At 60.6% G+C, this 13,840-nt stretch carries 10 protein-coding genes; 9 read left to right on the top strand and 1 reads right to left on the bottom strand.

What is annotated here, in order from left to right; translation table 11 throughout:
• The first annotated feature begins 179 nt into the window (after positions 1 to 179).
• Both QA648_RS25205 and QA648_RS25200 read left to right on the top strand, forming a co-directional pair.
• Positions 180 to 1,583, top strand: coding sequence for a PLP-dependent aminotransferase family protein (locus QA648_RS25205; protein WP_283054140.1), 1,404 nt, complete (start codon positions 180 to 182; stop codon positions 1,581 to 1,583).
• A 225-nt stretch (positions 1,584 to 1,808) separates the two neighbouring features.
• Positions 1,809 to 2,228 (top strand): DUF983 domain-containing protein, encoded by a 420-nt coding sequence (locus QA648_RS25200; RefSeq protein WP_104826658.1) that lies wholly within the window; start codon positions 1,809 to 1,811, stop codon positions 2,226 to 2,228.
• Between the two features lie 6 nt (positions 2,229 to 2,234).
• On the opposite strand, the gene QA648_RS25195 is transcribed toward QA648_RS25200, so the two are convergent.
• A complete protein-coding gene (locus QA648_RS25195) occupies positions 2,235 to 3,104 on the bottom strand; it encodes an AraC family transcriptional regulator (RefSeq protein ID WP_349254325.1) in 870 nt (289 codons plus the stop codon).
• A gap of 246 nt (positions 3,105 to 3,350) precedes the next feature.
• On the opposite strand from QA648_RS25195, the gene QA648_RS25190 reads away from it, so the two are divergent.
• From QA648_RS25190 to QA648_RS25160, 7 genes are all read left to right on the top strand, one after another.
• On the top strand, positions 3,351 to 4,817 hold the full coding sequence (locus tag QA648_RS25190; RefSeq protein WP_283054138.1) for an alpha-glucosidase/alpha-galactosidase: 1,467 nt from the start codon (positions 3,351 to 3,353) through the stop codon (positions 4,815 to 4,817).
• A gap of 137 nt (positions 4,818 to 4,954) precedes the next feature.
• A complete protein-coding gene (locus tag QA648_RS25185; protein ID WP_283054137.1) occupies positions 4,955 to 7,042 on the top strand; it encodes an ABC transporter substrate-binding protein in 2,088 nt (695 codons plus the stop codon).
• 158 nt (positions 7,043 to 7,200) lie between these two features.
• On the top strand, positions 7,201 to 8,211 hold the full coding sequence (locus tag QA648_RS25180; RefSeq protein ID WP_104826662.1) for an ABC transporter permease: 1,011 nt from the start codon (positions 7,201 to 7,203) through the stop codon (positions 8,209 to 8,211).
• Entirely contained in the window at positions 8,211 to 9,341 is a 1,131-nt protein-coding gene (locus QA648_RS25175) for an ABC transporter permease (RefSeq protein WP_283054136.1), read from the top strand. The genes QA648_RS25180 and QA648_RS25175 overlap by 1 nt, the downstream gene beginning before the upstream one ends.
• Before the next feature lie 13 nt (positions 9,342 to 9,354).
• Positions 9,355 to 11,025: an ABC transporter ATP-binding protein gene (locus QA648_RS25170; protein WP_283054135.1), complete on the top strand. Its 1,671-nt coding sequence runs from the start codon at positions 9,355 to 9,357 to the stop codon at positions 11,023 to 11,025.
• A gap of 19 nt (positions 11,026 to 11,044) precedes the next feature.
• Positions 11,045 to 12,415, top strand: a complete 1,371-nt coding sequence (locus QA648_RS25165) for an alpha-glucosidase/alpha-galactosidase (RefSeq protein ID WP_283054134.1) — start codon at positions 11,045 to 11,047, stop codon at positions 12,413 to 12,415.
• Between the two features lie 179 nt (positions 12,416 to 12,594).
• The gene (locus QA648_RS25160) at positions 12,595 to 13,737 is read left to right on the top strand and encodes a fumarylacetoacetate hydrolase family protein (protein WP_283054133.1); all 1,143 of its coding nucleotides are present in this window, start codon (positions 12,595 to 12,597) and stop codon (positions 13,735 to 13,737) included.
• Positions 13,738 to 13,840: the final 103 nt, after the last annotated feature.

Below are 13,840 nucleotides of genomic sequence, written 5' to 3'. Positions count from 1 at the left end.
ATTGCTTGGAAAAGGCGCGGTTGCGATGCGAAGCATGGTCGCAGCCGGGCGATATCTATACAGGCCTGTCGCGACGGTGCAACGAAATCGGATCTCGGATCGTCATTTCCCGGTGGTCACCCTCTTGCTCGCGACGCAAAAACCATACAATATGCATACATTCCTTTGGAGATACCGATATGAGCGATGATCAGGCAGCGCCCTTCTGGGCACCCTCTATCAGCAGGGTGGCCGGGCCGGTCTATCTGGCGATCGCCGATGCCTTGCAGGCCGACATCCGCGCCGGCCGCTTGGCGATCGGTGCGCGCCTGCCACCGCAGCGCGCGCTAGCCGAGGCGCTCGGCATCGATTTCACCACCGTCACCCGCGCCTACGCCGAAGCGCGCAAACGGGGTTTGGTGGAAGGCCGGGTCGGGCAGGGGACCTATGTCAGCCAGGGCCGGGCAGCGCCGCCACGCCAAAAATCCATTCCCAGCGGGCTGGTCGATATGAGCATGAACCTGCCGCCGCGCTTCGATGACGAAGCCCTGACGGAGCGGATGTGGCAGGGGATCAGCGGGCTGGAATTCAGCGATGGGCTGGACCTGCTGCTGCGCTACCAACAGCCAGGCGGCGCCGTCCGGGACCGCGCGGCCGGAGCGGAATGGCTCTCAGGCCGGCTGCCCGGTATCGGGCCGGAACGTATTCTCGTGTGCCCCGGCGCTCAGGGCGCGATACTCGCCATCACCCGCATGCTGACGGCCCCTGGCGACACAGTCTGCGCTGAGGCGCTGACCTATCCAGGCTTCCTCTCCGTGGCGGCGCATTTGCGGCTTAATGTTGCTGCTATAGAAACCGACGATAAAGGTCTGATTCCAGAAACTTTTGAGGAGTTCTGCCTCAGTAGGCGCCCAAAGGCGCTTTATTGCAATCCCACCATCAACAACCCGACGACGATCACGTTGCCGCTGTCGCGGCGCAAGGCCATTCTCGACATCGCCGCCCGTTACGATGTCGCTGTTATCGAGGACGATGCCTATGGCGCGCTGCCGATACAGCCGGTCGCGCCGCTGGCGGCGCTTGCGCCGGAGCGGGTCTATCACATCGCCGGCCTCGCCAAGTGTCTGTCGCCCGCGCTGCGCATCGCCTATCTCGCTTTGCCGGATCTGCGCGCGGCAACCAGGCTTGCCGGCGTCATCCGCGCGACCGCCGCCATGGCCTCGCCGCTTTCCGCCGCGATCGCCAGCCGCTGGATCGAAGACGGTACGGCCGAGGCTGTGCTGGCGGCGATCCGCCAGGAGACGAAGGCACGGCAGGCGATTGCGGCGGAATTGCTGCCTGCCGCCAATCTGCTTGTCGATCCGGAAGGCTTCCATGCCTGGCTGCGGCTGCCGTCCGAATGGTCGCGCGGCGAATTCACGGCGCGACTGCGCTCTGCCGGCATTGGCGTCGTCGCGAGCGATGCCTTTGCCCTTGGTCCGGCGCCGGAAGCGGTCCGCCTTGGGCTCGGCGTTGCGGAAGATCGCGACCATCTTCGCCAGAGCCTCGGCATTGTCGCCGATCTGCTGGCAGAGACACCGGCCGCTTCGGCGATCGTCATCTGATCGGACAAATTGCCGCGCCCGTAATAGTCCCTCGAACAATATGCATACAATAATTGACAATGTATGCATATTGTGCCATACGTCTTTCAACAGGACGGCAGGCGGCTTGAGGGTCGCCCACAGTGCCGCCCGGCTTCGGGACGATCCGCATGGGGCGCTTCGCCCGCGAGGCTCTCGGGCAATACGCTCCAAAGCGAATGCCCGGTTCTTGGAAGGGACAAAACAATGTCATCCGAAGATTCATGGCCGCCGCTTCCCCCACTCCAGACCGGTTTGCGCAACCGCTGCCCGCGCTGCGGGCAAGGTCATCTGTTCAAAGGTTTCCTGACGCTCCGGCCGTCCTGCGAGGTCTGCGGCCTCGACTATTCCTTTGCCGATCCGGCCGATGGTCCGGCCTTCTTCGTCATCTGCTTTGCTTGCATTCCAAGCGTCGCGCTTGCGGTCTGGCTCGAGGTGGCTTTCCAAGCTCCTTATTGGGTGCATGCCTTCACGACGCTGCCGTTCATGCTGCTCACCTGCATCCCGCCGCTGCGTCCGTTGAAGGGCTGGCTGGTGGCGAGCCAATATTTCTACAAGGCGGAAGAAGGAAAGCTGGTGCGGCTGGAAACGCCTGGTAACGACGACCTGCATCCGCATTCCGCATAGGCCGAGCTATCTTGTCCGCGCATTCTTGATGTCCTCTCCTGGGCTCCGCACTGCCGCGTACATGCCGGTGGTGCGGAATTCCGTAGGGTTGATGCCGTAGGTGCGCCGGAAAGCTTTCGAGAAATAATTGGCATCGTCGAAGCCAGACATGATCGCGACTTCCTTGACCGGAATGAAGGCTGCCTTGGTCAGGAGCTTGGCGGCCCTCTGCATGCGCTGCTGCAGCACGAATTCCGCCGGCGGCAAACCTTCGCTATCGGCGAAGACACGCGAGAAATGGGCGCGGCTGAGGCCGCTGACCCGCGCAAGATCACTGACCGGCAAAGGCTTGTCGAGATTGGCATCGATATAGTCGATCACCGGCTGCATGGCCGAGCGGTCGGCGGCAACCGCATGCGAGCCGAAGACATCGTCATAGAGCGCCATCGCGGCTTCATAGGCCACCGCCGAGGCAGAGGCTGGCGTCGTGGCGCCCCTTACGAGGCGGAGGCTGCAATCGGCAAGATGATCGATCGTCGACGGCTGCAGTTTCAGGAGCGGTCCGGCGGCGGTGAGGATCAGGCGATGAATACGCAGCGCCTCCTCGCCATTCATCGATATCCAGAAATATTCCCAGCGCTCACCTTTTTCCAACCAGTAGCGATGGTTGTGCGGCACCAGCACCAACAGCGTGTCACCGGCGCCGACACGGTAGTTGCGGTTTTCATAACGCAGCCGGCCGCTGCCGCCGATCGTGTGCTGCAGCACCGTGAAAGGCGTCTGGCCGCGCCTGCGTCCATCCCAATCGTAAGGCTCGTTGTCCCTTATTTCGTAGCCGGCGCTGGTCGGCATGGCGTGCAGCCGGTGGCGTCCACGCGGCAATGAGACGGTCCGCATGGTCTGGCCGTTGGCGATCAAATCTTGCAGCACAAAATTACCCTTGAAAGCATAATAGTTCTCTGGTCGACCCGACGATTATAGGCATAATTCCTCTCAGAAAACAGCGTGCACCTGCCGATGAGGACCGGCAGAAGGAGGAGAAGGTGCTGATTTTACTGTGTCGCGCTGTCTCTGCGATCATAGAATGAAAACACCAGCCTCTTCTCCGCTGCTGATTGTTCGACCGACTTTAAGGTGAGGATCATGAGTTTCAAAATCGCCATCATCGGCGCAGGCAGCGTCGGCTTCACGAAAAAACTGTTCACCGACATTCTCTGCGTGCCGGAGTTCCGGGATGTCGAATTCGCGCTGACCGATGTCAGCGAGCACAATCTTACGATGATCAAGGCGATCCTCGACAAGATCGTCGAGGCGAACAAGTTGCCGACGCGGGTGACGGCCACGACAGAACGGCGCAAGGCTCTCGATGGCGCGCGCTACGTCATCAGTTGCGTGCGCGTCGGCGGGCTGGAAGCCTATGCCGAAGATATCCGCATCCCCCTGAAATACGGTATCGACCAATGCGTCGGCGACACGATCTGCGCAGGCGGCATTCTCTACGGCCAGCGCAACATTCCCGTCATTCTCGACTTCTGCAAGGATATTCGCGAAGTCGCTGAAACGGGCGCGAAGTTCCTGAACTATGCCAACCCGATGGCGATGAACACCTGGGCGGCGATCGAATACGGCAAGGTCGATACGATCGGCCTCTGCCATGGCGTTCAGCACGGGGCCGAGCAGATCGCCGAAGTTCTCGGCGCCAAGGACAAATCGGAGCTCGACTATATCTGCTCGGGCATCAATCACCAGACCTGGTTCGTCGACCTGCGTCTCAACGGCCGCAAGATCGGCAAGGACGAGCTGATTGCCGCTTTCGAGGCACACCCTGTCTATTCGCAGCAGGAAAAGCTGCGCATCGATGTGCTGAAGCGTTTCGGCGTCTATTCCACTGAAAGCAATGGACATCTCTCGGAATATCTGCCCTGGTATCGCAAGCGGCCAGACGAGATCAACAAGTGGATCGACATGTCCGACTGGATCCACGGCGAGACGGGCGGTTATCTCCGCCATTCGACGGAGACCCGCAACTGGTTCGAGACGGAGTTCCCGCAGATCCTCGAGAGCGCCTCGAAGCCGATCGACCCCGCCAAGCGCTCGAACGAGCATGCAAGCCATATTCTCGAAGCGCTGGAGACCAACCGCGTCTATCGCGGCCACTTCAACGTCAAGAATAATGGCGTCATCACCAATCTGCCCGCGGACGCCATCATCGAATCGCCCGGCTTCGTCGATCGCTTCGGCATCAACATGGTGGCGGGCGTCACGCTGCCCGAAGCCTGCGCCGCGACCTGCATTTCCTCGATCAATGTTCAGCGTATGTCGGTTCATGCGGCCGTCAGCGGCGATCTCGACCTGCTGAAACTCGCGGTTCTGCACGATCCGCTGGTCGGCGCCGTATCGACACCGGAAGAGGTCTGGCAGATGGTGGACGAAATGATTGTGGCCGAAGCTCGCTGGTTGCCGCAATATGCCGATGCAGTCGAAGGCGCCAAGGACCGCCTGTCGCGCGGCAAGGTGAAAACCCGCGACTGGAAGGGTGCGGCCAGCCGCAACGTACGCTCGATCGAGGAGCTGAGAGCGGAAAAAGCAGCCGTGAAGCAGGCTGGCTAGCGAATGGACATTCGGGACAGGTTGGCTGCGGCGGGACTTTCAGGAGGAGGCCCGTCGCGCAAAGCCAACCGGTTCCCTTTCGATGGAGGAGTGCGGCGCACCCGCGGGGCGCTCGCGACAATGGGAGAGAGAAAACGATGAGACATTTTCGACCGATCAGCATTCTTGCGGCATTGACGATTGCCACATCCGCGATCGCCATGAGCGCCTACGCGTCCGAACCGACGGTGCCGCCCGTACCGCCAGTTTTCCCGGCCGAAGGCAAGATCAAATATGTGGCACGCGATTCCATCCTGGAGTTCAAGACGCTGCCGGAATATCACGAGCCGGACTGGGTTACCGAGAAATTCGTCAAGACCGGCAAGTTGCCGCCGGTCAAGGATCGCCTGCCGAAGGAACCGCTCGTTTTCAAGACCGGCAACATGCCTGACGGCACCGGCGTCTATGGCGATACGCTGCGCCATGTCATCGGCGGCCGGCCGGAAGGCTGGAACTATGGCGCCGGCCAGACGCAAGGGTGGGGCGGCATCGATATCGGCCTCTCCGAGTGCTTGACGCGCACTGCGCCGCTGTTCCAGGTCGAGGCGAAGGACACCGAACCGCTGCCGAACCTTGCCAAGGGCTGGGAATGGTCGCCGGACGGCCATAAGCTCACCATGCATCTGATCGAAGGCGCGAAATGGTCCGACGGCGTGCCCTTCAATGCCGACGACATCATGTTCTATTGGGAAGACGAGGTCATCGATCCGAACGTTTCGCCGCTCGGCGGCGGCGCATCGCCGGAAGCTTTCGGCGAGGGGACGACCCTCAAGAAGATCGATGATTACACCATCGAGTGGACCTTTAAGGACGCCTTCCCGAAACAATATCTCTACACGATGGCCTATCCCAATTTTTGCCCAGGCCCGTCGCACATCCTGAAGCCGCAGCATCCGAAATATTCGAAGAACACGTATGACCAGTTCAAGAATGCTTTCCCGCCGGAATATATGAACATACCGGTCATGGGTGCCTGGGTGCCGGTCGAGTACCGATCCGATGACATTATCGTCCTGCGCCGCAATCCGTATTACTGGAAGGTCGACGAGAAGGGCAATCAACTGCCTTATCTCAACGAGCTACACTATAAGCTTTCGACCTGGGCGGACCGCGACGTGCAGGCGGTTGCCGGCTCCGGCGACCTTTCCAATCTGGAGCAGCCGGAAAACTTCGTCGCTTCGCTGAAGCGCGCCGCCCAGCCGGACGCCCCTGCGCGTCTCGCCTTCGGCCCGCGCCTCATCGGCTATAACCTGCAGATGAACTTCTCCGCCAACGGCTGGGGCAACCCGGACGCACGTGGTCAGGCAGTCCGCGAGCTGAACCGCAACGAGGATTTCCGCAAGGCCGTGACCATGGCGCTCGACCGCAAGGCGATCGGTGACTCCCTGGTCAAGGGGCCGTTCACGGCGATCTATCCGGGCGGCCTTTCTTCGGGCACCAGCTTCTATGATCGCAACTCGACCGTCTATTATCCCTTCGATCTGAAGGGCGCCAAGGAACTGCTTTCCAAGGCGGGCCTCAAGGACACGGATGGTGACGGCATCGTCAACTTCCCGGCCGGCACCGCCGGCGGTAAGGATGTCGAGATCACGCTCTTGGTCAACAATGACTACACCACGGACAAGAGCCTTGCCGAGGGCGTCGTGGCCCAGATGGAAAAGCTCGGGCTTCGCGTGATCATCAATGCACTCGACGGACCGAAGCGCGACGACGCCAACTATAGCGGCCGCTTCGACTGGATGGTCCGGCGTAACACCACGGAGCTGGCCTCCGTCGTGCAGAACACCGAACAGCTCGCCCCGGTCGGCCCGCGCACGAGCTGGAACCACCGCGCTCCCGAAAGTGGCCAGTTGGACCTGATGCCTTTCGAAAAGGAGATGGTCGATGTTGTCAATAAGTTCACGACCTCGCAGAATAGCGACGAGCGTGTGGCCCTGATGAAGCAGTACCAGAAAGTCTCGACCGAGCATCTCTACAATATCGGTCTGACGGAATATCCGGGCGCGCTCATCATCAACAAGCGCTTCTCGAACGTTCCTCCGGGCACGCCGATCTTCATGTTCAACTGGGCAGAAGACTCCATCATTCGCGAGCGCATGTGGGTCGCGGCCGACAAGCAAGGCAAATACGAGTTGTTCCCGCAGCAGCTTCCGGGTGCGCCGGGCAGCGCTGGCCCGATCAACTAACGGAGCAACGGTAGCCGGCCCCACGGGCCGGCTACCCGCTAACCAAGCAAAAATTCCGGCTGCATCGCGGTGCAGCCGGGCAAGGGTGAACTCAGCCGGTCCGTGCTATCCTCAGGGGATGCAGACCTCCGGCGGCAAGAAGAGAAGCGAACCGTCCCATGTTGCGATTCCTGCTCGTGCGCATAGCCTCTGCCATACCTGTGCTCGTCATTCTGAGCGTGGTGACTTTTGCCATCATCCAGGCGCCGCCGGGGGACTATGCAGATTTCATCCGTTCGCAGTTGATGAACCAGGGCGGCGCGTCCTTCGCCCAGGCTGATGAGCAAGCGCAAATCTACCGTCGCGAACACGGCCTCGATAAGCCGCTGGTCGTGCAATACTTCAACTGGATCGGCGGCATCGTCACCAAGGGTGATTTCGGCTACAGCATGTTCTACAACAAGCCGGTCGCGGATGTCGTCGGCGAACGCTTGCCGCGCACCCTGGCGCTCGCGCTTGTTTGCCATCTCTTCGCTTCCGTTCTCGGCATCGGCTTCGGCATATGGGCCGCTACTAGGCAATATAGCTGGATTGACAGCCTGCTTTCCGGCATCTCATTTCTCGGCATGACGGTGCCGCGCTTCCTGATGGCGCTGATCATCGTTTATATCCTCGTCTTTCAGCTCAACGTCTCGGAAATCGGCAGCTTCTATTCGCCGCAATATGGCGGCGCGCCGTGGTCCTGGGCTAAGTTCGTCGATCTGGTCAAGCATGTCTGGCCGGTCGTGGCGATCGCCACTTTCGGGGGGCTCGCCTACAACATGCGTGTCATGCGCGGCAATCTGCTCGACACGCTGAATGCGCAATATGTCGAGACCGCGCGTGCGAAAGGACTCTCCGGCGGCGCCGTCGTCATGCGCCATGCGGTGCCGAACGCCTTGCATCCGCTCGTCATGTATCAGGGTGTCGTGCTGCCTTATATGCTGACCGGCGAGATCGAAACCGCCATTATTTTCGCGCTGCCGACCGTAGGGCCGGCGATCGTCGGCTCGATGGCGGTCGGCGATGTCTACGTCACCGCCACCTTCATGATGGTGCTGTCGGCGACGCTGATCATCGGCAACATCATTGCCGATATGCTGCTCGCCTTGCTCGATCCCCGCGTTCGCCAACAGGGAGGGATCCACTGATGCTCGCCTTCAGTACATCCGCGCCACCGCTCGATGACAACAAGATCAAATCGAAAAGCGGCAATGAGAGCTACATCGCGCTTGTCTGGCGACGCCTGAAGCGCTCCTGGACAGGCATGGGCGGCCTCATCCTCGTCATCCTCTTGCTGCTGATGTCGCTCTTTGCCGAATTCGTCGCCCCCGACGATCCCAAGGCGACTGACACCGGCTTTGCGCCGCCGCAGGTGATCAGCTTCCATGACAAGGACGGCAATTTCGTCTTCCAGCCGCGTGTCTATGCGCTTGCAGAAACCGATGAGCTTGATCCCGTCACCTTTCAGCCGGTGGTCGGGCCGGACTATAACAATCCGCGTCTGCTCGGTTTCTTCGTCAAGGGCGCGCCCTATAACCTGTTTGGCCTGATCCCTGGCAATCGCCACCTCTTCGGCTCGGTCGACGGCCAGCCCGTGCATTTCCTCGGCACCGACAAGTTCGGCCGCGACGTGCTCTCCCGCGCCATCTACGGCTCGCGCATCTCGCTGATGATTGCACTGACAGTCGTCTTCATTGTCACGATCGTCGGCACCACCGTCGGCATGGTCTCAGGCTATTTCGGCGGTACGCTTGATACCTGGATCCAGCGCTTCGTCGAGCTGGTGCTCGCCTTTCCGCAATTGCCGCTTTATCTGGCGCTGACCTCGTTGATCCCGGTGACGGCGCCGACCAATGTCTTCCTCGCCTTCGTCATCATCGTCATGTCGGCGCTCGGCTGGGCGCAGATGTCGCGCGAGGTGCGCGGCAAGACCTTGGCCTTGGCGCGGATCGATTATGTGCGCGCCGCCATGGCGGTAGGGGCGACGGACTGGCGCATTATCCTGCAGCACATTTTCCCGAACGTGATGAGCCATGTCATCGTGACCGTGACGCTGGCAATTCCGAGCGTCGTACTGCTCGAATCCTTCCTTGGCTTCCTTGGTTTCGCGGTCAAGCCGCCGCTGATCTCCTGGGGGCTGATGCTGCAGGATACGTCGACCTATTCGGTCATCGGCTCCTATCCCTGGATTCTCTCGCCCGTCGCCTTCGTGCTCGTCACCGTCTTTGCATTCAATGCGCTCGGCGACGGTCTGCGCGACGCCATCGATCCCTATTGAGAGGAGACGGACCATGGCTCTCGCACTCGTCAATCCCTTTGCCCCCGATATCAGGCTCGATGCTGCCGGCAAGACCGTGCCGCCCGTCATCGACGCCCGCAATGTCGCCGTCAAATTCAAGGTGGAGGACGGCATCGTCGACGCCGTCAAGGATATCTCCTTCCAGCTCTACCGTGGCGAAACCATCGCTATCGTCGGTGAATCCGGCTCGGGAAAATCGGTGACCGCCCGCACGGTGATGGGGTTGCTTACCAAACGCGCCGTCGTCTCGGAAAAATCCACCGTCAGCTACGACGGCAAGAATGTGCTGAAATTTTCCGAACGCGCCCGTCGGCAATTGCGCGGCGACCGCATCTCGATGATCTTCCAGGAGCCGATGAGTTCGCTGAACCCGATCTACACAATCGGCAGCCAGATCGTCGAGGCAATCCGCGTCCATCGCAGGATCGGCCGCCGCGAGGCAGAGAAGCGGGCCCTGGCGCTGCTGCAGCAAGTCCAGATTCCCGATCCTGAGGCACGGCTCAAGCAATATCCTCATCAGCTTTCCGGCGGCCAGCGCCAGCGCGTGATGATCGCCATGGCGCTCGCCAATGATCCGGATGTGCTGATCGCCGACGAGCCGACCACCGCGCTCGACGTTACCGTGCAGGCTCAGATCCTGAACCTGATCCGCAACCTGCAAAAACAGCTCGGCATGGCGGTGATCCTGATCACCCACGACCTGACCGTGGTCAGGCAGTTCTCCGACTATGTCTACGTCATGCAGCATGGCGAGATGCGCGAGCACAATACGACGGAAGAGCTCTTTGCCCGTCCGCAACATTCCTATACGCAACATCTGCTCGCCTCCGAGCCGAGAGGGCAGGCAAAGCCGTTGCCGCCGGATTGCGACACCATCCTTGAAGGCAAATCCGTCAAGGTCGCCTTCATGCTGCGCCACGGCACCTTCCTCAAACCGGATATGCGTGAACTGGTCGCCGTCGACGGCCTCAGCCTGGAGCTCCGCCGGCACGAGACGCTGGGGCTCGTCGGCGAATCTGGCTCCGGCAAGACCACGTTCGGCCAAGCCCTGCTACGGCTGATCGATGCCGACAGCGGCGAAATCTATTTCGACCGGCAGGCCATCCACGGCCGCTCGCGGGCCGAGATGCGGCCCTTGCGCTCACGCATGCAGATCGTTTTCCAAGACCCGTTCTCCTCGCTCAACCCGCGCATGCCGATAGGCCAGATCATTGCCGAGGGGCTGGTGGTCAACAATATCGGTGCCAACAAGGCGGAGCGGCTGGAGCGGGTGAAGGAAGCACTGGTCAGCGCCGGCATGCCCTCGAATATCCTGTCGCGCTTTCCGCACGAATTCTCTGGTGGCCAGCGCCAGCGCATCGCCATTGCGCGGGCTATCGCGCTCGAGCCGGAATTCATCCTGCTCGACGAGCCGACCTCGGCGCTCGATCTCTCCGTTCAAGCGCAGATCCTCGATCTCTTGCGCAAGCTGCAGGACGAACGGGGTCTGAGTTATCTTTTCATCTCCCACGACCTCAAGGTCGTCCGCGCCCTTTGCCATCGCGTCATCGTCATGCAGCACGGCAAGATCATGGAAGAGGGGCCGGTCGACGACGTTCTTTCCCATCCCAAGACCGCTTACACCGAACGCCTCGTGAAGGCGGCGTTCGAGGTAGCTTCATAAGCATTCAGGAGACTTTCACATGGCAGGCAATCCCAAGATCACCTTTATCGGCGCCGGTTCGACCGTGTTCATGAAGAATATCATCGGCGACGTTTTGCAACGCCCGGCGCTTACGGGCGCGAAAATTGCGCTGATGGATCTCAATCCGCAGCGGCTGGAAGAAAGCGCCATCGTTGCCCGCAAACTGGCTTCGACGCTTGGCGCATCGGCCGTTGTCGAGACCTTTACCGATCAGCGCAAGGCGCTGGACGGAGCAGATTTCGTCGTCGTCGCCTTTCAGATCGGTGGTTACGAGCCCTGCACCGTGACCGATTTCGAGGTGCCGAAGAAATACGGCCTGCGCCAGACGATCGCCGACACACTCGGCGTCGGCGGCATCATGCGCGGGCTTAGAACCGTGCCGCATCTCTGGAAGATCTGCGAGGACATGCTCGCCGTCTGCCCCGAGGCGGTCATGTTGCAATACGTCAACCCGATGGCGATCAACACCTGGGCGATCGCCGAGAAGTTTCCGACGATCAAGCAGGTAGGCCTTTGCCATTCCGTTCAGGGCACGGCAATGGAATTGGCCAAGGATCTCGACATTCCCTATGACGAAATCCGCTACCGCTCGGCCGGCATCAACCATATGGCCTTCTACCTGAAATTCGAGCATCGCCAGGCGGATGGTTCCTATCGCGATCTCTATCCCGATCTCGTGCGCGCCTATCGCGAGGGGCGGGCGCCGAAGCCCGGTTGGAACCCGCGTTGCCCTAATAAGGTCCGCTATGAGATGCTGACCCGGCTCGGCTATTTCGTCACCGAAAGTTCGGAGCATTTCGCCGAGTACACGCCTTATTTCATCAAGGAAGGTCGCGAAGACCTGATCGAGAAATTCGGTATCCCGCTCGATGAGTATCCGAAGCGCTGCATCGAGCAGATCGCACGCTGGAAGAACCAGGCCGACGAATATCGCAGCGCGGACAAGATAGAAGTGAGCCAATCGAAGGAATATGCTTCCTCGATCATCAATTCGATCTGGACCGGCGAACCTTCGGTCATCTACGGCAACGTCCGCAATAATGGCTGCATCACTTCGCTGCCCTATAATTGCGCCGCCGAGGTTCCATGCCTGGTCGACGCCTCCGGCATCCAGCCGACCTTCGTCGGTGACCTGCCGCCGCAATTGACCGCGCTGATCCGCACCAACATCAACGTGCAGGAACTGACGGTGCAGGCCTTGATGACCGAGAACCGGGAACACATCTACCATGCGGCGATGATGGACCCGCACACCGCCGCCGAGCTGGATCTCGACCAGATCTGGTCGCTGGTCGACGAGCTCTTGGCCACCCATGGCACCTGGCTGCCCGAATGGGCGCGCAGCGACCGCAAGGTTCAGGCCGCTTGAAACCACTCTCCCGGTTTTGCGGCCGGAAAGGCCTCGCAGCATCGCTGCGGGGCCTTGCTTTTTTGTCGTCATGGAGAAGGTGAAAATCCAAAGACCTGCTATCCTTCGAGCCGATCCAAGGTGGCAAAGCCTCTCTGCCTGCGCTAAAAAACGGGGTGAACCTGGGAGAGAGCAAACACATGGCAAGTTCTGACATTTTCAGCACGGGAATCTTTGTCGGCCGCATCTGGCGCCCTGATGTTAAAGGCCCGGCTGTCGTCGTCGTCCGCGACGGCGCGCTCTACGACATCACTTCGAAAGACGCGCCGACCGTGCGTGACCTCCTCGAGAAGGACGATCCGGTCGGTTTTATCCGCGCACAAAAGGGCGAAGCCGTCGCCAAGCTCGATAATCTGCTTGCCACCAAAGCCGACCCGTCAGTCGTCCATCTCCTTGCTCCCATCGACCTGCAGGCGATCAAGGCCTGCGGCGTCACCTTCGCCCGCTCGATGCTGGAGCGCGTTATCGAGGAGCGCGCCGCCGGCAATCCGAATCTTGCGGAGGCAATCCGCGGCAAGGTCAGCGCCCTGATAGGCGACAGTCTTCGCAACCTGAAGGCCGGTTCACCGGAAGCTGCCAAGGTGAAGGCAGCTCTGATCGAGGAGGGCGTCTGGTCGCAATATCTTGAAGTCGGCATCGGCCCGGATGCCGAGGTCTTCTCCAAGTCGCAGGTCATGTCCTCTGTCGGCACGGGTGCCGATGTCGGCCTGCACCCGATCTCAAAGTGGAACAATCCCGAGCCGGAAATCGTGCTGGCTGTCGATAGCCAAGGCCGTGTCAAGGGCGCAACGCTCGGCAATGACGTCAATCTCCGCGATGTGGAGGGGCGCTCGGCGTTGCTGCTCGGCAAGGCGAAGGACAACAACGCCTCCTGTTCGATCGGCCCTTTCATCCGCCTGTTTGACGAGACCTATACACTCGACGACGTGCGCAATGCCGATCTCGACCTCAAGGTTGAAGGCGAGGACGGCTATGTGCTGCATGGGCGCTCATCAATGAAGGAAATCAGCCGCGATCCCCTCGATCTCGTCTCCCAGACCATCGGCCGCCATCACCAATACCCGGACGGCTTCGTCCTCTTCATGGGCACGCTCTTTGCACCCGTCGAAGATCGCGACACGCCCGGTCAGGGATTCACCCACAAGGTCGGCGATATCGTCACCATTTCGAACGACAAGCTCGGCGCATTGAAGAACCGGGTGCTGTTGTCGACGAAATGCACTCCCTGGACGTTTGGAACGTCGCATTTGATGCGCAATTTGGCTGGGCGTGGGCTGATTTGATGGAGACGTGAAGGGAGACTCGGCTGCCATAATACCCAGGCGAAAGGAGGTACGGTTTGAGCAATCAAAGGTGATTTGCTACGGCCATGCTTCAGAAACCCAA

It is taken from the genome of Rhizobium sp. CB3171, assembly GCF_029714265.1.
In the GTDB taxonomy this organism is placed as follows: domain Bacteria; phylum Pseudomonadota; class Alphaproteobacteria; order Rhizobiales; family Rhizobiaceae; genus Rhizobium.
Note: the sequence above shows the minus strand (reverse complement) of the source record. Positions and strands in the feature narration are given on the sequence as shown.